The sequence below is a fragment of the Neobacillus pocheonensis genome (assembly GCF_050477905.1).
Taxonomy (GTDB): domain Bacteria; phylum Bacillota; class Bacilli; order Bacillales; family Cytobacillaceae; genus Neobacillus; species Neobacillus pocheonensis_A.
The window spans coordinates 1-21,639 of sequence record NZ_JBCNAD010000014.1 but is presented as its reverse complement, the minus strand read 5'-3'; the positions used below and the strand labels follow the sequence as shown (position 1 = coordinate 21,639).

Genomic DNA, 21,639 nt, shown 5'->3' with positions numbered 1-21,639 from the left:
CTAGCAATATAGTTGAAGGAGCGATTTTTTATAATGGGAAAATATTTTGGTACCGATGGGGTACGTGGAGTAGCAAATAGTGAATTAACACCAGAATTAGCCTTTAAATTAGGCCGATTTGGCGGATATGTGCTAACAAAGGATAAAGATCGTCCAAAGGTTTTAATTGGCCGTGATACACGTATCTCAGGACATATGCTTGAGGGAGCCCTTGTGGCAGGCTTGCTTTCAATTGGCGCGGAGGTTATGCGTCTTGGTGTCATTTCTACTCCAGGTGTATCTTATTTAACAAAAGCATTAGGAGCACAGGCGGGCGTCATGATATCGGCTTCACATAATCCAGTAGCGGATAATGGGATTAAATTTTTCGGACCAGACGGCTTTAAACTTTCTGATGACCAGGAATTAGAAATTGAAGACCTTATCGATATGCCGGAAGATCAGCTGCCTAGACCTGTAGGTGGTGATCTGGGCTTGGTCATGGATTATTTTGAAGGCGGGCAGAAGTATCTTCAATATTTAAAGAATACAGTTGATGAGGATTTCTCCGGCATCCATATCGCCCTTGACTGTGCACACGGAGCGACTTCCTCTTTGGCGACACACCTTTTTGCTGATTTAGATGCTGACTTGTCTACGATGGGAGCATCGCCAAATGGTTTAAATATTAATGCTGGTGTCGGCTCGACACATCCTGAGGCACTTGCAGTCTTAGTAAAGGAAAAAGGAGCCGATGTGGGTCTTTCCTTTGACGGTGATGGTGACCGCTTAATTGCCATTGATGAAAATGGCGAGATCGTGGATGGCGACCAAATCATGTACATTTGCGGTAAGTATCTGAAAGAACAAGGACGCCTAAAGCACGGTACGATTGTTTCTACGGTTATGAGTAATCTTGGATTTTATAAAGCCCTTGAAACACATGGCATACATAGTGTACCGACAGCCGTTGGTGACCGCTATGTTGTCGAAGAGATGAAGAAGAGTGGTTTTAATCTGGGCGGTGAACAATCCGGTCATATTATTTTCCTAGACTACAACACAACAGGTGATGGATTATTATCTGGGCTGCAATTAGTGAATATCATGAAAGCAACTGGGAAGCCTTTGTCAGAGTTAGCAGGCGAGATGAAGAAGTTCCCGCAAAAGCTAGTGAACGTAAGAGTGACTGATAAACATCATGTAACGGATAATGTAAAGGTAAAAGAGATCATTGAACAGGTTGAAGAAGAAATGGCTGGAAACGGAAGAATTCTGGTAAGACCATCTGGAACCGAGCCTCTTGTCCGTGTAATGGCAGAAGCACCGACGAAGGAGCTTTGTGAATCATACGTGGATCGCATTGTTACGGTTGTAAAAGAAGAAATGGAACTAAAAGAATAAAACATACGTCTATATGCATAAGGGAACTGTTACATCCCCTTATGCATATTTTATTATGTAAAATAAAGGTTTTAAAAAATGTCTATTTATTGAAATTAGTTGACGTATCCTTATTCATCGTGTAGTATTAACTTGCTTTGTTTCTCAAAGCGTTTTTTTCTATTTTGTAAAAGAAAGGTGGGCAGCAGTGATTCTGGTTTTTAAAAGCGCCTGAACTAATCTTCTGTGGTTAGATTAGTTGACGAGGAGGAGGTTTATCGAAACTTCGGCGGATACCTCCCGGCTACGACGCAAAGCCGTAAAGTTCTTCTTTAAAACATAAAGGCAACTTTATGCACAAAGAGAAGAAAATGCGCATACTAACAGTAATGTTTAAAGGGTATAGACAGATACCTGACCAAAACAGAGATAAGGGGGCAAGGTAAGCCTCCAAAGCATTCTTGCCCCCTGTATCAGGGAGGAAAAAGAAAAATGTGTGGAATTGTTGGATATATTGGAAATAATGACTCGAAAGAGATTTTACTAAAAGGTTTAGAAAAGCTTGAATATAGAGGCTATGACTCAGCAGGTATCGCTGTAAAAAATGAAAACGGAGTCCATGTTTTTAAAGAAAAAGGCCGTATCGCTGATTTGCGTAATATTGTCGATGAGAAAGTAATGGCTAACACTGGGATTGGACATACTCGCTGGGCTACACACGGTGTTCCAAGTAAAGTGAATTCTCATCCACATCAAAGTTCATCCGGTCGTTTTACGCTTGTGCATAACGGTGTAATTGAGAACTATGACCTTCTTAAGCGTGAATTTTTAACAAACGTTGAGTTCGTTAGTGAAACAGATACAGAAGTTATTGTTCAGTTGGTTGAACGTTTTGTTAACGAAGGCTTAGAAGTATTAGAGGCGTTCCGTAAAACGCTAACTCTTTTACACGGTTCATATGCCTTAGCACTTTTAGACGCTGAGAACAATGAAACCATCTTCGTTGCGAAAAATAAAAGTCCGTTACTTGTTGGATTAGGTGACAGCTTCAATGTTGTAGCAAGTGATGCAATGGCGATGCTGCAAGTAACCGACCAATACGTTGAATTAATGGACAAAGAAATTGTTATCGTAACAAAGGATCATGTAACCATTCAAAATCTTAACGGTGAAATCATTAACCGTGCGCCATATAAAGCTGAACTAGATGCTAGCGATATCGAAAAAGGGACCTACCCTCATTACATGCTAAAAGAAATCGATGAACAGCCGCTTGTGATGCGTAAAATCATTCAAACGTATCAGAATGAGCAAGGGGAATTAACGATTGACGAGAAAATCGTTGATGCATTGAATGCTGCTGACCGCCTTTACATTATTGCAGCTGGTACTTCTTATCATGCAGGCCTTGTTGGAAAGCAATTCATTGAAAAAATGGCGAAAATTCCAGTTGAGGTTCATATCTCCAGTGAATTTGGCTACAACATGCCGCTTCTTTCTGAAAAACCATTGTTTATCTTCATTTCACAAAGCGGTGAAACAGCTGATAGCCGTGCAGTATTAGTAAATGTAAAAGAATTGGGCTACCCAGCATTAACCATCACCAATGTACCTGGGTCTACTCTTTCGCGTGAAGCGGATTATACTTTGTTACTGCATGCAGGTCCTGAAATTGCAGTTGCGTCTACAAAGGCTTATACTGCGCAATTAGCTGTTCTTGCAATTATGGCTGAAGTTACAGCAAAAAGCCGTGGATTAGACATTGGCTTTGACATGATTCAAGAACTTGGCTTGGTGGCCAATGCGATGGAAGTTCTTTGTGATTCAAAAGAATTGCTTGAAGTAATTGCCAGAGAATTCCTATCAGTGACGCGAAATGCCTTCTTCATCGGCCGTGGTATTGACTTTTATGTAGGCTTAGAAGGTGCGTTAAAGCTGAAAGAGATTTCATATATTCAAGCAGAAGGCTTTGCTGGCGGCGAATTAAAGCACGGTACGATCGCTTTAATTGAAGAAGGCACTCCAGTTATTGCTCTAGCTACCCAAGCAAGCGTAAACTTAAGTATCCGCGGTAATGTAAAGGAAGTTGTAGCCCGTGGAGCAAACCCATGCATCATTTCGATGAAGGGACTAAACATGGACGAAGACAGCTTCGTCATTCCAGAAGTAAATGAATTATTAACACCACTTATCTCTGTCATCCCAATGCAAATACTTGCCTACTATGCAGCCTTGCACCGCGATTGCGACGTCGACAAACCGCGTAATCTTGCGAAGTCTGTTACGGTTGAGTAATTTGTTCGTAAAGAATCGGGAAACGTACCTTTTGTACGTCCTCTCGATTCTTTTTTTATTTTATTATAAAGAGATTAAGGTATAACATCCCGTAAAGGAAATTATTACCTGTGCATAGAATTAATAAAAGGCCGAGATTGCGTTGAAAGGGATGATTAAAAATGAATAGTTGGTTAATGGGTGTCTATGCGTTAATTTTAGGTATTATCTCATTTTTTACAGGTGAAATAGTCACATTTATCATGTTAGGTTTTATCCTATTAACCTTGCATAATATCAATGCTACATTAAAGAAGTTAATTGATACTAACAAATCCAGCAAATCAGATTCTATGTAAAAAACTAATCAAACGATTGATTAATTGGCTGGAACCGTTGACATGTCTGGCATACAAAACTAATCAAACGATTGATTAATTGGTTGGAACCGTTGGCATGTCTGGCATACAAAACTAATCAAACGATTGATTAATTGGCTGGAACCGTTGGCATGTCTAGCATAGGAAAACTAATCAAACGATTGATTAAAATGGAGTTATGGTGACTTATGTTAAAACAGAAGGTGGTGTAATATGAGCCTTAATTTTGATTTTTCGCTTCATCTCAATAGCATAATTACTTTAGTTTTTGCATGGTGTGTTATCGGAGTAATCGCCTATTGCATTATGAAAAAACAGCCATTTATGCCCAAAGTCTGGAAAGTCCTCATTTGTGTACTCGTCGGTATTTTTTCCTTTTCTATTAATTTACCGCCATTATGGGATACCCCGATTCAGATATCTTATTGCCACTTGGCGTTTGGATTTTGTATGGCTTTTTGAAAAGAAAAGAAGGACGCTGGCAGACCTATAGGCCTTTTGCATGGCTTGGCTTTTTTGCCAATTTCATTTTTTTGACTGCCGCTTTCCTATCTGTACCAGTACAACAGTCCATATATCCAGCGAATGAGCTTTCTACTTACATTTCTAACGTTGAGAATGCTTCGATGAGGAAAATACATCCTTCCGGGAAAGAGGCATTCCTTGATAAAAATAATCTAGAAAAACAAATACATAATATGAACGAGAAAAAAGTCGAAGGGATGAAATGGTATCAAGAAAAGGAAATAAGAGATGAGCAATCCACCAAAAAAAGGAACGGTTTCCTTATCAATTGGCTGGAACATCATCCAAGTGGGGAAGCGGTCTAAAGCCGATTATCTATATAGAAGCGGACGGAAAAGGGCTATTAGTTTCAGCACCCCAAAAGCAGCTTTATTTTCGCTCCAGCCAGTCATTGCTGAAAGGAGAAGAATAATTAATGCTGAACAAAAAATTTTTTACTTTTGGGATAGCAATGGTCATTGTACTGGCGCTACTAATAATGATTTGTCTTTTGGTTATATTCCATTTGATAAGTCAGACAAAGAAGCAGGGATCATGAACTCTGTGAACGGAAGCGGCTATACAAATAGTGATATAAATCTTGATTATATAAGCATTATGAATCCATTTGAAATCGAGGAACCATTAGAACAATAAGCGGAGGCTTGTTAGTTATTATCTAACAAGCCCTTTTTTTATGAATCTATTTACTTTTGCTTACCGTTTTGTCCTTCTCTAATAAAACAATTAGACCTGGTAATAGAATTCCCCTGATTAAGAAGGTATCCAGTAAAATCCCCACGGCGACAATGAAGCCAAAAATAAACAATAATTGGATTGGCTGTGTCATTAAAACAGCAAAGGTTGCCGCAAGAATCAGGCCGGCGGAAGAGATGACCCCGCCTGTATGGGCGACGGCAATTTCAACTGCTTTTTTCACAGAATGTTTTCGGCGCTCTTCTTGGAACCTTGAGATGAGCATGATGTTGTAGTCAATTCCAAGGGCTACTAAGAAAACAAAGGCATAAAGCGGGACGCGGTTACTGATGGTGTCGATATCGAAGAATATACTGCTTAAGAACATTCCTAATCCTAAAGCAGCTAAGAATGAGAGTAAGATCGTCCCCATCATGTAAATAGGCATTTTAACGGATTTCGTTAAGACAATTAACAGTCCAAAAATTAAAATCGTTTCCAGTAAGACAATGATTAGGACATCCTTATTGTTAGCCGCGCGGTCATCTACTTTCACTGCGGTTTCCCCTGCAAAATAAAGCTTACCATCCAATTGGCTGTCAGCCGACATTTGTTTAGCTTTGCTGATGATTTTTTCCAAGGCATCAATGGTTTCAACGGAATAAGGGTTCCCTTTAAACGTTAAGCTATATTGAATGACAGTATTATCTTTGGCAGTTTCAGATAAACGGATATTACTAACAAGCGGCTGCTTGGCTAGCGTACTCCGTAATGTTTCCTGCTCTTCGGCATTAACGGCCTTCGATGATTCAAACACGACAGCAGTTGGGGCAAGATCCCCCTTATTAAATTTCTCACTCAAGAGTTCATAGCCTTGGCGGGAAGGCATATCTTTAGGGAATGATTTCATCGTATCGAATTCATATTTTAAATTAAATAGATTACTAGCAGATAACAACAAGATAAGACCAATCACAACTACGGAAACGCCTGGCTTTGTTACAACGAAACGGCCAATTTTCCCCCACAGAAAATGACTCTTCACCGACTGGTCCCCAACGCGCGGAATTTTAGGCCAGAATGACTTCCTTCCAAAGAGGGTAAACAAAGCGGGAACTAGTGTCACCGACGCAAGCATAATCACGAGCATAGTGGTAGCGAAGGTTGGAGCAAAGCTCTTGATATCGCCTAATTGGGCAAAAAACAGCACGAGCATTGCGGCTAAAACCGTTCCGCCTGAAAAGAACACAGGCATCCCCGTTTCTCGCATTGCGGCTTTCATGGCATCAAACTTACTTTCATGATTGGTGAGTTCCTCCCGATAGCGGGAAAAAACAAATAAGGAATAATCTATCATCGCGGCAAATAATAAAATCGACATAATCGATATGGTTTGATTGCTCAAGGCAAGCCCTGCTTTACCCATTAAGCCAAGGACCTGCATGACGACCTCATAGACAAAGACGGCCGCCAGGAGCGGAATCAATGCTATTAACGGCGATCGATAAATCACAATTAATAAAATAAGAATCAAACCTACTGTTGATAAAATAAGGACAACATCCGCACGTGAAAAAAGATCAAGAGAGTCGGTGGCAATCCCGGCAGGTCCTGTCACATACAACTTTAAATCAGTTGTGTCAGCGGCAACTTTTTTGATTTGCTTTAACGATTCCTTTATTTCTTTTGTTTCCAAAGCAGCATCAAAGGTTAAAGGGATGATGGCCGTTGTCTTGTCATCGGAAAAGAAACCGGCTGCAGCTTGAGGAGGTAAGGCCGCTAATGGGATGACTTGTGCGATTCCATTAATTTTTTCGTTTTGGATTTTATCTAAAAATTCTATGATCTGTTTGGAATCTATTTCGTTTTCCTTGGACTGGAAAACTAAAATTGCAGGTGTTCCTTCGTTATTGGGAAAATACTGATCCATCTTTTTTTGTGCAACGACAGAGTTTACGTCATCAGGAAGGGAATCAATTCTTGATACCTCATAGTCTTTTGCATTTGGAGCATACAGAGCCAAGACAATCGTAACGACTAACCATACGGCAAGGGTAACCCACATTCCCTTTTTGGTAGATACATAATCGGTAATACCTTGTAAGAATAATCTCATCTTTTTGCATTACTCCCTTCGATATAAAAAATCCAAAAGTGACACATGTGTCACTTTGGTGAAAAAATAAATTGACACTATTGTCACTTCCATTATCTTTCAAAGTAACATATGTGTCAATTTAAGCTTTTATGAACATTCCGTTCCGTATCATTTCTTTAATGGAATCAACCCATACAGAATGGGGGATATCAAAATGATTCGGAATGGCTACAGATTGAAAAATATATCCCAAAATTAACGGTTCTGGAATATTGGGATTTAGCTTCTTTTCTTCCTTTCCAAGTTTGAGGAAGTTTTGCAGACATTGATACATATTTAAATGAAGTTTGTCTAATTGTTCCTTATTTTCTTTTACTTTTATGTTGATGTTTACCGGAACCTGTTGCCCAATTTTAATCATTTTTTGAATGTCCGAACTACTGAAAATAAGGTCTAGTAGAAAGTCAAATTGTGCCTCAAATCCGATTTGCCCTTCTATTTCTTTTAATTTACCAAGAAAGTGGTCCATTTCATAGAGCATGTATTCAGTTATTAGCTCTTCTTTATTTTCGTAGTACTTATAAAGTGCACCACGCGATACGTCTAAGGAATCAGCCATCAGACTAAAGGTAAATCCTTCATAGCCATGATTGAGAAGAAGCTGTTTTGTTGCTTGTAATAAATCGTCTAAAGAAAATTTGCGTTCACGCGCCATTTTTTCACCCCAAACTTATTATAAACAATGGGTGAAATAATGGAAAATAACTTTTGATTAGAAATTTGGTCTTATTTCGTTATCTTGCTATTCTATCGGCAAAAGCGTTCTTTCATCAGTTGTCTGGGATATAATGAATGCAGAGGTGATTCTATGAAAAAGAAGCCACAGATTCCGGATGAATACTGGAAGGCGATTGTCGAGAACGATTCTTCCTATGATGACAGTTTTTATTATGGCGTTGCAACGACCGGAATCTTTTGCCGACCTTCTTGTAAATCAAGAACTCCTAGAATCGAAAACGTCCTTATTTTTAAAAATGCCAAGATGGCTTTGTCCGAGAACTTCCGACCTTGCAAAAGATGCAAGCCAGATGGATTACGGCTTCCTGATGCTGAATGGATCCTGCAAATAGTTGAATGGATTAACGAAAACTTTAATAAGCAAATCAGTTTGGAAAAATTGGCGGAAATCGGGCATGGAAGTCACTATCATTTACAGAGGACCTTTAACCGGCTGAAGGGAATGAGTCCGTTAGAATACATTCAGCAGGTGCGCATCGAAAAAGCAATTAACTACCTTATTACTACCAATAAATCAGTATCTGAAATTGGCATAGCTGTTGGACTATCAAACACACCTTATTTTATAACGCTTTTTAAGAAAAAAACGGGGATCACCCCAGCTGAATATAGAAAACAGGAGAGACGGAGTTATGAACAATAATGTATATTGGTCGTTTTTTGAGGATGAAGACTGGCGCTTTTTTTTGGCTGCTACTTCAAAGGGATTGTGTTATGTAGGCAGCCCTAATGCCCCCTTTGCAAACTTGCAAACATGGGCAAAGAGGCGATTTTTTGATAGGGAATTAATCGAGGATCATACTGTGCTAAAACCATATAAAGCGGAATTAAGCGAGTATTTCAAGGGGTCACGTAAATCGTTTACGTTTCCTGTTGATATCCATGGGACTGCTTTTCAACAAGAAGTATGGAACACATTAAATCAAATACCATATGGACAAACCTATACCTATTCACAAATAGCCGAAATGGTAAAAAGACCTGCTGCGGTCCGGGCAGTAGGGACGGCTATAGGCGCCAATCCAGTTCTCATTACGGTACCTTGCCACCGAGTCATTGGCAAAGATGGAAAACTAACCGGCTATCGCGGTGGTTTGGAGATGAAACAGTTTTTACTAAACTTAGAAGGTAATAAATGACTTCGATTTGTCCCATGAAAGAGGTCTATGGGACAAAAAGGTGGAAAGGCAAAGAGAAAATGTCCCATAGAGGAGATCTATGGGACAAAAAGGTGGAAAGGCGAAGAGAAAATGTCCCATAGAGGAGATCTATGGGACAAAAAGGTGGAAAGGCAAAGAGAAAATGTCCCATAGAGGAGGTCTATGGGACAAAAAGGTGGAAAGACAAAGAAAAAATGTCTCATAGAGGAGGCCTATGGGACAAAAATGTGGAAAGGCGAAGAGAAAATGTCCCATAGAAGAGGTCTATGGGACAAAAAGGTGGAAAGGCAAAGAGAAAATGTCCCATAGAAGAGGTCTATGGGACAAAAAGGTGACGAGACATAGAGAAAATGTCCCATAGAAAAGGACCAAAGGACAAAATAACTAAGAATACACACAAAGCTAAAAAAATAAAATAATATCTTCAAAAATCTTACTCATAATTAGTCCAACGATGTTCACCGATAATTTTATAGTTTTTCCCTAATATCCTACTAATTCTCTTCCTAGAATCAAAGACCTTGCACCAATCTAAAACCACACTAGTAGTAATCCTCACCTCCGGAAAAAGCAGTTTCAATTCCTCCACACTCCGCATTACCGCAGCCTCAACCGGCTCTATGTGACCGCAATCACCACACACACAATTCTTCCCGTGAACAAAGATTGAAAAAGAATCACAAACCTTACAAGTGCCCCCCTTTCGCATACTGTCAAAGTGATAAGGCGGCAGCCTAGAATAAGGAGACTCATCAATATGAAGTGAAATTAATTTGTCAGCCAGCTTCTCATGCTTTCCGTTTAATTTTGACGGCGTCGTATTTAATTTTCTCAAGTAGCTATTAACCTTTGTTGGTAAAATAATGGGCTCGGTTCGCGGGGCTTCATATAAGGTGAACTCGGGATTGATATGAACAACCCAGGGCTCAATGGGCATATATAGCCCTAAATTTTGGAGTAATTGGCGGAGGTGAGATGAGCTTCGTTTCAACTGGATTAGAGGATCCTTTCGTTCGGTGCCATTTAAAGAATAAAACTTTTCCTTTTCATAATAATATTCACCTTCAAAGTTTTTCACTTCATTCATGTAAATCCTTGGTTGTGTAATAATCAATGAATCAATTTGGAACTTAGAACCGTTAAACTCAAGAAGCAGCCCATTTAATATCAAACATTCGCAACCAAGCTTTTCGGTCAAAGAATTAAACTTCACCTCACCTTCATAGCCTTTTTTAAGCCTTAAATAGACTTGCTTGTCTTCTTTAGATAAAACCATCCGCGTGTTTAAAATGCCTAAAATAATCAATTCAGCTGTTTTTGTTAGTGGTTTTTTTATCATATGCCACATCCTTTCACCAACATTTTATAAAAAAATACCAGTCCAAAATGTCCATAAACATGAATGTTTTATTACAATTCAGAAAATTATTGACATAACAAAGAACCAGATGTTATTATTTTCCTCCATGACAAAGAATCAAGGAGGCGATTCCAAAATTGATTCAATTAGAAGGCATTAGCAAGTCCTATAAGATCGCCAAACGCAAAACGGGCCTAAGGCAGGCGGCGAAAGCACTTTTCCATCGGGAATACACGATTGTAGAGGCGCTCAAAGACATCTCATTCACAATCAAGCCAGGTGAAATCGTCGGTTATATTGGTCCGAATGGGGCGGGCAAATCGACAACAATCAAAATCATGAGCGGGATTTTGCTGCCTGACTCCGGCCGCTGTACGATTATGGGATACACCCCCTGGAAAAATAGAACCCAGTATGTAAAAAATATCGGCGTCGTCTTCGGCCAGCGCTCCCAGCTCTGGTGGGACGTCCCGGTGATGGATTCATTTGAACTGCTAAAAGATATATATAAGGTACCGCAACAAGATTATAAAACTACCAAAGACCTTCTCATCGAAACACTTGAACTGCAAACAATCATCGATTCACCCGTCCGCCAATTAAGTCTAGGGCAGCGGATGCGCTGTGAAATTGCGGCTTCCCTCCTTCACAATCCGAAAATACTTTTTTTAGACGAACCGACCATCGGGCTGGATGCTGTTTCAAAAATCGCCGTCCGGCAATTTATCAAAACCATCAATCAAGAAAAAGGAGTAACTGTCATCCTCACCACCCATGATATGAATGATATCGAGGCGCTTGCGGAAAGAGTGATCTTAATCGGAAAAGGCAGCTTACTGTATGACGGTCAATTAGAAGAATTACGTAAGAGGTTTGGTACACATAAAACAATTACAGCAGAATTTAAACAAACGGCAAATCCGATTCAAATACCCGGAGCATCAATTCTCTCATGGTCACCGGAACGCGCAGTATTAAGTGTCGACACGGCAAACTATAAGACATCAGATGTTATCACCCATTTAACCACACAGGTCGAACTCCAAGACGTCACCATCGAAACCCAGCCTATTGAGGATATCATCGTTCAGCTTTATAAGGAGTACCAAATATGAAAGTGTATCTATCGGTTTTAAAGCTTCGTCTCCTCAATGGCATGCAATACAGAGCTGCAGCACTAGCGGGAGTGGCGACGCAATTTTTCTGGGGCTTTATTACGATTATGGTATTTGAAGCCTTTTACAAATTTGCCGCCAATGCTCAACCTATTTCCTTAAAAGAACTAACCACTTACATATGGCTGCAGCAGGCCTTTCTGGTGTTTATTACGATGTGGTTTCGTGATAACGAGCTGTTTGATTTAATTACAAGCGGAACCATTGCCTATGAATTGTGCCGACCTTGTGAGCTTTATGGTTTTTGGTATGCAAAGCTTCTTGCCCAGCGGTTATCGAGTGCCTTGTTGCGGTGCTTTCCGATTTTATTCATTTCCTTTTTCTTGCCGCATCCCTACAACATGACACTTCCACCAAGTTTCACTACCTTTCTATTATTCTTAAGCAGTCTGCTCCTGGGTCTGTTACTGTTAGTTGCGATGTCCATGTTCTTATATATATCTGTTTTTATTACGATGTCACCTGTTGGCTCGCTTTTGATATTCTCAGTCCTAGGGGAGTTCTTTGCAGGATTAATCATTCCCGTACCTTTGATGCCAATGTGGCTGCAGAAAATTGCCTATGTCCTGCCGTTTCGCTGGACAGCCGATTTTCCGTTCAGGGTCTATTCAGGCCATATCCCGCAGAATGAAGCGGTTATTGGGATCGTCATTCAGCTGGGATTTTTACTTGCTCTCATCCTATTAGGACGACTGTCTCTTAACAGAGTAATAAAAAAAGTCGTTGTCCAGGGAGGTTGACTGAAGTTGCGCCTTTATTATAAATACCTGTTAATTCTATTTAAATCACAAATGCAATACCGCACATCCTTTTGGCTGCTTTCAATTGGCCAATTTTTTATTCCATTTGCTGTTTTTGCCGGTCTTTACTTTTTATTCGAACGGTTTGGGCAAATAAAAGGCTGGCAGTTCTTCGAAGTGGCGCTCTGCTTTGCCATTATTCACATGGCGTTCAGTTTGAGCGAGTGCTTTGCTCGAGGATACGATATGTTTTCGAACTTGATTATCAGGGGGGATTTTGATCGTATACTAGTACGGCCTAGAAGTACGTTTGTTCAAGTGCTGGGGTCAAAATTTGAGTTTACAAGAGCAGGTAGGCTGCTTCAAAGTGCGATTGTGTTAATCTGGTCCCTGAACAATCTGTCAATTGATTGGACCCCAATTAAAGGTTTGACCCTCGTGCTAATGGTGGCAAGCGGTGTTTTTATTTTCACAGGAATCTATATGCTTGCGGCTACGATGTGTTTTTGGACGGTACAAGGTCTTGAAGTGGCGAATATTTTTAACGATGGCGGCAGGGAGATGGCCCAATACCCGTTAAACATCTATCAAAAATGGGTCACTCGTTTCTTTACCTATGTCATTCCATTTGGGACCGTTAACTATTTGCCGTTACTATATATTCTTGGGAAAAGTAACGGCAATGACCTTTTGTATATGTTGACACCGGTAATGGGAAGTCTGTTTTTTATTCCTTGTTTGCTAATCTGGCAAATTGGTGTTAGACACTATCGATCAACGGGGTCATAATTTTCCAAGAACTTTCCAAAAGGATTTGAATCCCCAAAAGCGCTATGTTATAGTAAAAACATAATAATGACCATAGAACTAAAATAGTCATAAAGGTGGAGTTCAGAAAATGGCACTCGATCGCAGAAAGATGATTGTAGAGGCGGCAACGAAGTCATTCTCGTTATTCGGCTATAAAGCCACTACAATGGACCAGGTTGCAAAGCTCGCAAATGTTGGAAAAGGAACCATTTATACTTTTTTTAAAAATAAAGAAGAACTGTTTGAAGAGATTATTTCTTCGTTGGTGAAGGAGATGATTGCTGAGGCAGAGGACGTCATTCAACCGGATTTGCCGTTTACGGAAAATGTTCACCGGGCCCTTTATCGGTTATTGGAGTTTCGCTCACAGCACCAGCTGATGATCAAGCTCGTTCAAGAAGAAAAGGAAATGGGGACTTTAGCCGTTTCGGAAAAGCTCCAGTGTGTTGAAAATGAGATTATTGTTTATTTAAAGGGGAAAATTGAAACAGCAATGACCAAAGGCGCCATTCCCCCCACAAACACCGAAATTACCAGCTTTCTGCTGTTAAAAATGTATATTGCTCTTGTTTCTGATTGGGAAAGAAATCATGAACCACTCAGTTCGCCTCAAATCGCTAAGATTATAAAGGTATTTTTATTAAAAGGGTTATCTGATTAAAAAAACAGACATGTGCTCCGAGCCAGCACATGTCTGTTTGTCTATATTTTAATGATAAAAGTTCTTCGAGGATACTGCAAATGTTGGTTCTTCTTTGCTCTTAATTGTATACTCTTCCATTAAGCTGATAAACGTTCCAAACAGGTAATTCACCACGGCGCCTAACAGGATGCCAAATCCAAGTGCCGTAAAGAAAAACGAATTGAAACCGCTTGCAAATTGACCTAACAAAATAAGAATGATTCCTAATCCGCTTCCGAAGATTGCTATTTTTTTGAAGGTAAATAAGCTTTTTAAATGTTTGATTTGCATCGCGATCAACTCCCCTTTACTGAATATTCTACCAATTGTCACAAATTTGTCAAACTTTTTGTCACAAAATCGTCAAACTTTTTTGAAACTTCCTATTGCAATAAAATGAGGCCAGCAAACCGGCCCCAAGTCCTATTATTTTTTCGCTAAGTTTTGCTGCGCCATTTTAACAAGCTCGCGAACCATGCTACCGCCTAGCCTGCCGCCAACTTTTCCTGCTTGCTCGGATGTGAGTTGTCCATTGTAACCCTTGTTCAATGGAACACCGACTTCTTCGGCTGCTTCAAATTTTGCATTCTCAGGGCTCCCGGCATTTGCGACCCGCGCCTTAAGTTCGTCCAATCCTCTTCTAGCTTCTGGGACTAGAATTTTATTACGTCTGGCCATCAAAAATCCCTCCTTTATTATTAGGATTTCCAGAGCGAAAAAAATAATCATCAGCCTCTGGATAAATCCTTATTTATCCAGTATAATAACTGATAATCAATTCGGAAAAATCAATGAAAAAGAGAGTAGTTATCTGGGAAGGGATAGCGAGTCAGGGACGGTGGGAGCCTGATACGAAACAGGTAACGAAGCGCACTTTTGAGATGCCTGCCTGAAAAAAGTAGGGTATGCCGGAGAATTCTCCGTTACAAAGGGAAAGCTGGTTCATTGCGAACAATTAGAGTGGTACCGCGGGATAATCAAACTCTCGTCTCTTTTTACAAGAGATGAGAGTTTTTTGTTTTTTATAGAAAAAAGGAGGTCTTTAAATATGAATTTTAAGAAGGAGTTAGCTGAAATACTTTTTGAAGTACTAGAGGGGGAAATTGGCCTTTCTGACTTGGAGCTACTGATTGAAAAGCCGAAAAATCAGGACCACGGCGATTTGGCATTTCCATGCTTTACCCTGGCTAAATTAAAACGGAAGGCTCCAAATATGATTGCACAGGAATTAAGCGTCAAGATCCAAGCACCGATTTTTGAAAAAGTGGAAGTGGTCGGCGCCTATCTGAATTTATTTTTAAACAAAAAGCTTGTATCTGAAAAAATAGTCAGCGAAATTATCACTCAAAAAGAGCAATTCGCAGCGCAGGATATCGGGGGAGGAGGCAATGTCACCATCGACATGTCCTCGCCGAATATCGCCAAACCATTTTCAATGGGGCATTTACGCTCAACAGTGATTGGAAACGCCATAGCCAAAATGGTTGAAAAGTGCGGCTATAAGCCAATTAAGATTAACCATCTCGGCGACTGGGGGACACAGTTTGGTAAGTTGATTACCGCTTATAAACTTTGGGGTGACGAGGAAAAGGTAAAACAAAACCCAATCAAGGAGCTATTAGCACTGTATATCAAGTTCCATGATGAAGCAGAATCAAATCCAACTTTAGTTGATGACGGACGCAGCTGGTTTAAAAAGCTTGAAGATGGCGACGAGGAAGCATTAGCACTATGGCAATGGTTCCGTGATGAATCGTTAAAAGAATTTTCAAGAATTTATGAGCTGATGAACATTGAATTTGATTCCTATGCGGGTGAAGCATTCTATAATGATAAAATGGACCGCGTCGTTCAATTACTTGAGGAAAAGAAGTTACTCGTGGAATCCGATCAGGCGCAGGTTGTTGAGCTCTTTGAAGAGCAATTGCCTCCATGCCTGATTAAAAAGTCTGACGGGGCAACACTTTATGCGACCCGTGATTTAGCCGCTGCCATTTATCGGAAGGAAAATTACAACTTTGTGAAATCGCTCTATGTAGTTGGCCATGAGCAAAGCCTACATTTTAAACAGTTAATCGCTGTGTTAACAAAAATGGGGTATGATTGGGCTGAAAAAATGGTCCATGTTCCATTTGGCATGATGCTGAAGGATGGCAAGAAAATGTCGACACGAAAAGGGAAGGTTGTTTTATTAGAAGAAGTGTTAACTGAATCGATTGCGATGGCGAGACATAATATTGAAGAAAAGAATCCAAACCTGCTTAATAAAGATGTGGTGGCGAAACAAGTAGGTGTGGGGGCAGTCATTTTCCATGATTTAAAAAATAACCGTATGAACGATATTGAATTTTCGCTAGAAGAAATGCTTCGTTTTGAAGGCGAAACAGGACCATATGTTCAATACACATATGCACGTGCCTGTTCGATTTTACGAAAAGGGAAATGGGAAGTGGATGGCGCAGATCAAAGTTACAATACCGCTTGGGAGAAAGAATGGAAGGTCATCAGCCTGCTAATGGAATTCTCCAATGCAATCAAACGTGCAAGCGAGAATTTCGATCCATCACAAGTGGCAAAATATTTGGTGGACTTGGCTCAAGCCTTTAATAAATATTATGCAGAGGTTAAAGTACTCGAAGAAAGTGTAGAGCGTGAGGCACGCTTTGCGCTTGTTTACTCGGTAACGGTCGTATTGAAAGAGGGTTTAAGATTATTAGGAGTCCAAGCACCCGAAGAAATGTAATTCATTTTGCTTCATTATTGGTGGATTATGGTATAAAATAGCAATGAAAATGTTAGGGGGGGGCTAAATAGATGAGTGAATTATTATTTAAAAGCTTTGAGTTTGCGCGGAACCGCTTTGTTAAAACAGTTGATGGGTTTGCAGAGTCTGTTGTGGATGTCCAGCCAACAGGTTTTAACAATACGATCCACTGGCAGGTAGGCCATGTATTAACGGTTGCGGAACAATTTCTGTTTGGCTTTCCAAAAAAATCAACGAACTTACCAGCGTACTATATGGAACTATTTGCAACTGGTACAAAACCGGCTGATTGGAAAGGGGAAGTTCCTTCAGTCAAAGATTTATCAGCGCAGTTAAAAGAGCAAATGAATCGAATGAAGGAAATTCCGGTTGAGAGCTTTAATGAAAAGCTGAAAGCGCCATTTCTTGGATTAGAAACCTTTGGTGAAATCGCGCATTTTGGCATTTTCCATGAAGCAATTCACCTAGGCCAAATTTCTGCCATGAAGCGAGTGATCGAATCCGATCAAGCGAAATAAAAAAATGAAAGTCCGTTTCTACCACTAGCAGAAACGGACTTTCATTTTCATGAGAGGAAGTATTCTTGAATTTATGACCGAACAACAAATGAATGAAAAACAGAAGGAAAGAATATGGACAAGAGATTTTGTTCTAATTGTATTAGCTAATTTTTTTATCTTTCTTGGATTTCAAATGACGCTGCCGACCATACCTCTATTTGTCGAAGATTTAGGCGGGAATGATCAATTAATCGGGATGGTTGTGGGCATTTTTACCTTCTCGGCTTTACTGCTCCGTCCCTATGCAGGGCGGACGTTGGAGACGAAGGGAAGAGGCTTTGTCTACTTAATCGGTTTGGCCATCTTTGTGATTTCAGTCGGGTCGTTTGGATTCATGCCGAGTATTGCCTTGTTATTTGTGATGCGTGTTGTACAAGGAGTGGGCTGGGGATTTTCCACCACAGCATCCGGTACGATTGCAACAGACTTAATTCCTGCAGCGAGAAGAGGAGAGGGTATGGGCTATTATGGATTGTCCGGTAATTTGGCCCTGGCTTTTGGTCCGTCACTCGGACTTGCTCTGACAGGAATCATTTCCTTTACGTCATTTTTTCTTCTTTGTGGTGGATTAGGGCTGGTGGCTTTACTGTTATCCTCAAAAGTGCACTACAAAAAAGTGGAGCAAACGAAAGCCGCATCAAAGCTAGATCTTTATGAGAAAAGTGCGTTAAAACCATCTGTGTTGTTGTTCTTTTTGACGATAACGTTTGGTGGGATTGCCTCCTTTCTTCCGTTGTATACCGCCGAGAAACATATTTCAGGCATTCAATTGTATTTCCTTCTTTATGCGGCAGCCTTAATGGTGACGAGAACCTTTGCAGGGCAGCTGTATGATCGGAAAGGTCATCAAGCTGTTTATATTCCGGGTACAGTATGCATTTTGCTGGCGATGGTCCTGCTCGCTTGGCTTCCGAACAGCCTTGTCCTATATGTAGCAGCCATTTTGTATGGTTTAGGATTTGGAACCGTACAGCCAGCCTTGCAGGCCTGGTCGATTGAAAAGGCGCCGATAAGTCGCCGAGGGATGGCTAATGCTACCTTTTTCTCGTTCTTTGATTTTGGAGTGGGCGTCGGGGCCATTGTGTTCGGGCAAATCGGGCATTTGTTCGGATACAGCAGTATTTACAAATCGGCCGCGATATCGGTGTTTCTTTCGATGCTGCTCTATCTTTATTTTATTTTTAAAGATCGTTTAGCTATGGCACATATGCAGGATTAGGAGAGATTGTTATGAAACTTGGCTATGCCGCTTACGAGGCACCTTTTGGAAAAATAAGAGTCATCGCAGATGAATCAGGTGTGAAACGAATCGAGTTATTTGAAGAAGACTGGGAAAATTTTTTAAAAGAGCATCCAAATATAGTAGAGGATAGTGAACTTTGCGGAGAAGCCATTCGTCAATTAGATGAATACTTCAATGGCAAGCGGATAGAGTTTGATTTGCCTCTTTCGATTGAAGGAACTGATTTTCGAAAAAGGGTATGGAGTGCCCTCCAAACCATTCCATACGGTGAAATCAGAAGCTATGCGGATGTAGCCGAAATGATCGGTAACCCTAAAGCAGTCAGAGCGGTTGGGCAAGCGAATCGGAATAATCAGTTGCCCATTATTATTCCTTGCCATCGAGTGATTGGAAAAAGTGGAAGTTTGGTTGGTTATGCCGGGAGCCATACACCGATTCAAGAACTACTCCTAGAGGCAGAAGGCGTCAACACCAAGAAATAGTTCAAATGGAGAGCATGGAAATACGAAGGTTTCCATGCTTTTTTCATTCTCATAAATGAGCAGGATTCGTACAGAATAACAATAAGAACGTTTGTTAAAAAGAAAACACTTATAAAATTCCATGTCTTGTGTTAAAATCAATCGGTAATTCTACTTCAAATACGGTGGGTGAATCACTTGCTCTCTTCGGTTAAGAGATTATTAATTGGCCGGCCGCTAAAATCAACGGCCTTAGGCGAACAAAAATTAAATATTTTAAAAGCTTTAGCGATTTTGTCTTCGGATGCCCTATCCTCTGTAGCATACGGAACGGAACAAATTCTCATTGTACTGGCAACAATCAGTGTGATTGCCTTTTGGTATTCGATTCCCATTGCTGTGGGTATATTGGTTCTCTTAGCTGCTTTAATTTTATCTTATCGGCAAATCATTTATTCTTACCCTAATGGCGGAGGGGCCTATGTTGTCTCGAAGGAGAATATTGGCGAAAAGGCCGGTTTAATTGCGGGCGGTTCCTTATTAGTTGATTACATATTGACCGTGGCTGTTAGTGTCTCAGCTGGTACAGATGCGATCACCTCTGCTTTTCCATCCTTACATACACACACTGTCTCCATTGCTTGTGTGTTAGTTATTTTCATTACGATTTTGAATCTTCGCGGGCTAACAGAGTCAGCCTCGATACTGGCCTATCCGGTTTATTTGTTTGTTATTGGCCTGTTTGTATTGATTGGAGTGGGGATTTATAAAATTTTCACAGGTCAGGTTTCTCCAGATATGCATCCACCGATTGGGGCTCCTGTTCAAGGGATTACGTTATTTTTGCTCCTTCGTGCATTTGCATCAGGTTGTTCGGCATTAACAGGGGTTGAGGCCATCTCAAATGCTATTCCCAATTTTAAAGATCCGGCACCAAAGAATGCTGCCAAAACGCTCATCTTAATGGGATCGCTTCTTGCTTTGCTATTTACAGGGATTACATTCCTCGCCTATTATTATGGAATTGGTCCGAAAGCTGAAGAAACGGTAGTTTCACAAATTGCCAAAGAAACCTTTGGCCGAAATTATCTTTACTTTTTTATCCAGGGAACGACCGCCCTTATTTTGGTGCTGGCTGCGAATACCGGATATTCTGCGTTTCCGTTATTGGCATTTGCTCTTGCAAAAGATAAATATATGCCTAGGATGTTTACAATTAGAGGTGACCGTCTCGGTTATTCGAACGGAATCGTGTCTTTAGGAGTTGCCTCCATCCTGCTTATCATTGCTTTTAAAGGAAAAACAGAGCACCTTATTCCTCTTTACGCGGTTGGGGTATTTATTCCGTTTACCCTGTCGCAAACGGGAATGATTATAAAGTGGCTTCGTGAAAAGCCAGCCGGATGGGTGGCAAAGCTTAGTGCCAATTTAGTTGGTGCCCTTATTACTTTAACAGTGTTACTTATCTTTTTGGTAACAAAATTAGGCCAGGTATGGTTTGTGTTTATTTTTCTGCCATTAATCGTGATTGCTTTCCTTAGAATAAAAGTTCATTATGAAGCAGTTGGGGAACAATTAAGGATTGATCCTGAAAAACCTGCCATTCAAATCGATGGGAATGTTATTATTGTTCCTGTTGCGGGAATTACAAAGGTAGTTGAAAACTCGATTAATTATGCCAAGTCGTTAACCGATCAAATTTTTGCGGTGTATGTTTCCTTTGATCGTGAGGATGAAAAACGCTTTGAGGAAAAATGGGAGAAATGGCAGCCGGATGTCCGGCTCGTTACTTTGCATTCGCACTATCGAAGTATTCTTCAGCCGTTATCAAAATTTATCGATACAGTCGAGCATAAAGCAAGCGAAAACAATTACCGAGTAACTGTGTTAATCCCACAATTTATCACGAAGAAGAGCTGGCATAACTTCTTGCACAATCAATCAAGCATTTTAATCCGTGCTTATATTATTCTTAAAAAGAAGGTCATCGTGTCAACAGTGCCGTTTCATTTTAAGAAGTAAAAAATGGAAAGGCCCCAGATTGCTTTTTGTGATAAAATAACTTTATAAATAAATATAAAAAAGTTTTCTAGGGTTCCGTGGCTCATTGAGGGTCGGTCTGGTCCGAGAGAAAACGCACAGAAAAGCTTTTCTGTGACACGGAAGGATAAAAGCCTGGGAGAATTATCGATGAACGATATTTCTTCTAGGCTTTTTATTTTTGAGGAGGGAAACACATGATGAACTTTTTAGTTGAAAATAAGTGGGCAATATTAGTTAGTCTTGAAGTACTGGCGTGGTCATCGACCTTTTTTCTGTTGTATGCACGTTATGGATTAAAATCAGATTTCTGGTTTAAGGTAGCCACTGTTCTAGTGGTGATAACAGGAGTAATCCCGCAGGTTTCGATGGGACTCATTAATTTCATAGCCACTAAGACAATCGACTTATTTACCCTAATTATTGTCTTGCTAATTATTTATGGTTTTACGATTGGTAAGAAACATATTAAAAAGCTGGACACCTGGGCTCAAAGGAAATTTTCCAACTAAGAGAGTTCATGAGGACAAAA

21 protein-coding genes, 1 riboswitch and 1 other annotated feature are annotated in these 21,639 nt (G+C 40.3%); of the genes, 16 read left to right on the top strand and 5 right to left on the bottom strand.

Features of this window, described 5'->3' with window-relative positions; all coding sequences use genetic code 11:
- The first annotated feature begins 33 nt into the window (after window positions 1-33).
- The 4 genes from glmM (at window position 34) to ABES02_RS07630 (ending at window position 5,177) form a co-directional block, all read left to right on the top strand.
- Window positions 34-1,383: a phosphoglucosamine mutase gene (gene glmM, locus ABES02_RS07645; protein WP_430132751.1), complete on the top strand. Its 1,350-nt coding sequence runs from the start codon at window positions 34-36 to the stop codon at window positions 1,381-1,383.
- 471 nt (window positions 1,384-1,854) lie between these two features.
- Complete coding sequence (gene glmS, locus ABES02_RS07640; protein ID WP_430132749.1) at window positions 1,855-3,657, top strand: glutamine--fructose-6-phosphate transaminase (isomerizing); 1,803 nt, start codon at window positions 1,855-1,857, stop codon at window positions 3,655-3,657.
- Between the two features lie 817 nt (window positions 3,658-4,474).
- A complete protein-coding gene (locus tag ABES02_RS07635; protein ID WP_430132748.1) occupies window positions 4,475-4,846 on the top strand; it encodes a hypothetical protein in 372 nt (123 codons plus the stop codon).
- The gene (locus ABES02_RS07630; RefSeq protein ID WP_430132746.1) at window positions 4,830-5,177 is read left to right on the top strand and encodes a hypothetical protein; all 348 of its coding nucleotides are present in this window, start codon (window positions 4,830-4,832) and stop codon (window positions 5,175-5,177) included. The genes ABES02_RS07635 and ABES02_RS07630 overlap by 17 nt, the downstream gene beginning before the upstream one ends.
- Before the next feature lie 46 nt (window positions 5,178-5,223).
- Here the strand turns inward: ABES02_RS07630 and ABES02_RS07625 are convergent, their stop codons facing one another.
- Window positions 5,224-7,332: an MMPL family transporter gene (locus ABES02_RS07625; protein ID WP_430132744.1), complete on the bottom strand. Its 2,109-nt coding sequence runs from the start codon at window positions 7,330-7,332 to the stop codon at window positions 5,224-5,226.
- Between the two features lie 121 nt (window positions 7,333-7,453).
- Window positions 7,454-8,029: a TetR/AcrR family transcriptional regulator gene (locus ABES02_RS07620; RefSeq protein ID WP_430132742.1), complete on the bottom strand. Its 576-nt coding sequence runs from the start codon at window positions 8,027-8,029 to the stop codon at window positions 7,454-7,456.
- Window positions 8,030-8,182: 153 nt separating this feature from the next.
- On the opposite strand from ABES02_RS07620, the gene ABES02_RS07615 reads away from it, so the two are divergent.
- Window positions 8,183-8,755, top strand: a complete 573-nt coding sequence (locus ABES02_RS07615) for a bifunctional transcriptional activator/DNA repair enzyme AdaA (RefSeq protein ID WP_430132740.1) — start codon at window positions 8,183-8,185, stop codon at window positions 8,753-8,755.
- Complete coding sequence (locus ABES02_RS07610) at window positions 8,745-9,251, top strand: methylated-DNA--[protein]-cysteine S-methyltransferase (RefSeq protein ID WP_430132738.1); 507 nt, start codon at window positions 8,745-8,747, stop codon at window positions 9,249-9,251. The genes ABES02_RS07615 and ABES02_RS07610 overlap by 11 nt, the downstream gene beginning before the upstream one ends.
- A gap of 454 nt (window positions 9,252-9,705) precedes the next feature.
- On the opposite strand, the gene ABES02_RS07605 is transcribed toward ABES02_RS07610, so the two are convergent.
- Window positions 9,706-10,611, bottom strand: coding sequence for a nuclease-related domain-containing protein (locus ABES02_RS07605; RefSeq protein WP_430132737.1), 906 nt, complete (start codon window positions 10,609-10,611; stop codon window positions 9,706-9,708).
- Window positions 10,612-10,769: 158 nt separating this feature from the next.
- Here ABES02_RS07605 and ABES02_RS07600 point away from each other — a divergent pair, with 158 nt between their 5' ends.
- From ABES02_RS07600 to ABES02_RS07585, 4 genes are all read left to right on the top strand, one after another.
- A complete protein-coding gene (locus ABES02_RS07600) occupies window positions 10,770-11,747 on the top strand; it encodes an ABC transporter ATP-binding protein (protein ID WP_430132735.1) in 978 nt (325 codons plus the stop codon).
- Window positions 11,744-12,547 carry an ABC transporter permease gene (locus tag ABES02_RS07595; RefSeq protein ID WP_430132733.1) on the top strand — a complete coding sequence of 268 codons (804 nt, stop codon included), beginning with the start codon at window positions 11,744-11,746 and terminating at the stop codon, window positions 12,545-12,547. Before ABES02_RS07600 ends, ABES02_RS07595 begins: the two co-directional genes overlap by 4 nt.
- Before the next feature lie 6 nt (window positions 12,548-12,553).
- Entirely contained in the window at window positions 12,554-13,336 is a 783-nt protein-coding gene (locus tag ABES02_RS07590; protein ID WP_430132732.1) for an ABC transporter permease, read from the top strand.
- A gap of 109 nt (window positions 13,337-13,445) precedes the next feature.
- On the top strand, window positions 13,446-14,018 hold the full coding sequence (locus tag ABES02_RS07585) for a TetR/AcrR family transcriptional regulator (protein WP_430132730.1): 573 nt from the start codon (window positions 13,446-13,448) through the stop codon (window positions 14,016-14,018).
- A gap of 48 nt (window positions 14,019-14,066) precedes the next feature.
- On the opposite strand, the gene ABES02_RS07580 is transcribed toward ABES02_RS07585, so the two are convergent.
- Together ABES02_RS07580 and ABES02_RS07575 are read right to left on the bottom strand one after the other, a co-directional pair.
- Window positions 14,067-14,330 carry a hypothetical protein gene (locus ABES02_RS07580; RefSeq protein ID WP_430132728.1) on the bottom strand — a complete coding sequence of 88 codons (264 nt, stop codon included), beginning with the start codon at window positions 14,328-14,330 and terminating at the stop codon, window positions 14,067-14,069.
- 135 nt (window positions 14,331-14,465) lie between these two features.
- Window positions 14,466-14,717 carry a small, acid-soluble spore protein, alpha/beta type gene (locus tag ABES02_RS07575; protein ID WP_430132726.1) on the bottom strand — a complete coding sequence of 84 codons (252 nt, stop codon included), beginning with the start codon at window positions 14,715-14,717 and terminating at the stop codon, window positions 14,466-14,468.
- Between the two features lie 104 nt (window positions 14,718-14,821).
- Window positions 14,822-15,035, top strand: a binding site (T-box leader).
- Between the two features lie 52 nt (window positions 15,036-15,087).
- Here ABES02_RS07575 and argS point away from each other — a divergent pair.
- The 6 genes from argS to ABES02_RS07545 all read left to right on the top strand — a co-directional run bounded on the left by argS (window position 15,088) and on the right by ABES02_RS07545 (window position 21,619).
- A complete protein-coding gene (gene argS, locus ABES02_RS07570) occupies window positions 15,088-16,782 on the top strand; it encodes an arginine--tRNA ligase (RefSeq protein WP_430132724.1) in 1,695 nt (564 codons plus the stop codon).
- Between the two features lie 71 nt (window positions 16,783-16,853).
- Window positions 16,854-17,321: a DinB family protein gene (locus ABES02_RS07565; protein ID WP_430132722.1), complete on the top strand. Its 468-nt coding sequence runs from the start codon at window positions 16,854-16,856 to the stop codon at window positions 17,319-17,321.
- 73 nt (window positions 17,322-17,394) lie between these two features.
- Window positions 17,395-18,582 (top strand): MFS transporter, encoded by a 1,188-nt coding sequence (locus ABES02_RS07560; protein ID WP_430132721.1) that lies wholly within the window; start codon window positions 17,395-17,397, stop codon window positions 18,580-18,582.
- Between the two features lie 11 nt (window positions 18,583-18,593).
- On the top strand, window positions 18,594-19,088 hold the full coding sequence (locus ABES02_RS07555; RefSeq protein ID WP_430132719.1) for a methylated-DNA--[protein]-cysteine S-methyltransferase: 495 nt from the start codon (window positions 18,594-18,596) through the stop codon (window positions 19,086-19,088).
- 177 nt (window positions 19,089-19,265) lie between these two features.
- Complete coding sequence (locus ABES02_RS07550; RefSeq protein WP_430132717.1) at window positions 19,266-21,089, top strand: APC family permease; 1,824 nt, start codon at window positions 19,266-19,268, stop codon at window positions 21,087-21,089.
- A 56-nt stretch (window positions 21,090-21,145) separates the two neighbouring features.
- A riboswitch (guanidine-I (ykkC/yxkD leader) is annotated at window positions 21,146-21,251 on the top strand.
- A 53-nt stretch (window positions 21,252-21,304) separates the two neighbouring features.
- Window positions 21,305-21,619 (top strand): hypothetical protein, encoded by a 315-nt coding sequence (locus ABES02_RS07545; RefSeq protein ID WP_430132715.1) that lies wholly within the window; start codon window positions 21,305-21,307, stop codon window positions 21,617-21,619.
- The last annotated feature ends 20 nt before the right edge of the window (window positions 21,620-21,639 follow it).

Bases quoted from the DNA above. Each gene is read 5' to 3' on its own strand.
- glmS (WP_430132749.1), top strand. From the start codon at position 1,855: ATGTGTGGAATTGTTGGATATATTGGAAATAATGACTCGAAAGAGATT.
- ABES02_RS07555 (WP_430132719.1), top strand. From the start codon at position 18,594: ATGAAACTTGGCTATGCCGCTTACGAGGCACCTTTTGGAAAAATAAGA.
- ABES02_RS07545 (WP_430132715.1), top strand. From the start codon at position 21,305: ATGATGAACTTTTTAGTTGAAAATAAGTGGGCAATATTAGTTAGTCTT.
- ABES02_RS07605 (WP_430132737.1), bottom strand. From the start codon at position 10,611: ATGATAAAAAAACCACTAACAAAAACAGCTGAATTGATTATTTTAGGC.
- ABES02_RS07580 (WP_430132728.1), bottom strand. From the start codon at position 14,330: ATGCAAATCAAACATTTAAAAAGCTTATTTACCTTCAAAAAAATAGCA.
- ABES02_RS07610 (WP_430132738.1), top strand. From the start codon at position 8,745: ATGAACAATAATGTATATTGGTCGTTTTTTGAGGATGAAGACTGGCGC.
- ABES02_RS07625 (WP_430132744.1), bottom strand. From the start codon at position 7,332: ATGAGATTATTCTTACAAGGTATTACCGATTATGTATCTACCAAAAAG.
- argS (WP_430132724.1), top strand. From the start codon at position 15,088: ATGAATTTTAAGAAGGAGTTAGCTGAAATACTTTTTGAAGTACTAGAG.
- ABES02_RS07565 (WP_430132722.1), top strand. From the start codon at position 16,854: ATGAGTGAATTATTATTTAAAAGCTTTGAGTTTGCGCGGAACCGCTTT.
- ABES02_RS07595 (WP_430132733.1), top strand. From the start codon at position 11,744: ATGAAAGTGTATCTATCGGTTTTAAAGCTTCGTCTCCTCAATGGCATG.
- ABES02_RS07575 (WP_430132726.1), bottom strand. From the start codon at position 14,717: ATGGCCAGACGTAATAAAATTCTAGTCCCAGAAGCTAGAAGAGGATTG.
- glmM (WP_430132751.1), top strand. From the start codon at position 34: ATGGGAAAATATTTTGGTACCGATGGGGTACGTGGAGTAGCAAATAGT.
- ABES02_RS07620 (WP_430132742.1), bottom strand. From the start codon at position 8,029: ATGGCGCGTGAACGCAAATTTTCTTTAGACGATTTATTACAAGCAACA.
- ABES02_RS07585 (WP_430132730.1), top strand. From the start codon at position 13,446: ATGGCACTCGATCGCAGAAAGATGATTGTAGAGGCGGCAACGAAGTCA.
- ABES02_RS07615 (WP_430132740.1), top strand. From the start codon at position 8,183: ATGAAAAAGAAGCCACAGATTCCGGATGAATACTGGAAGGCGATTGTC.
- ABES02_RS07560 (WP_430132721.1), top strand. From the start codon at position 17,395: ATGACCGAACAACAAATGAATGAAAAACAGAAGGAAAGAATATGGACA.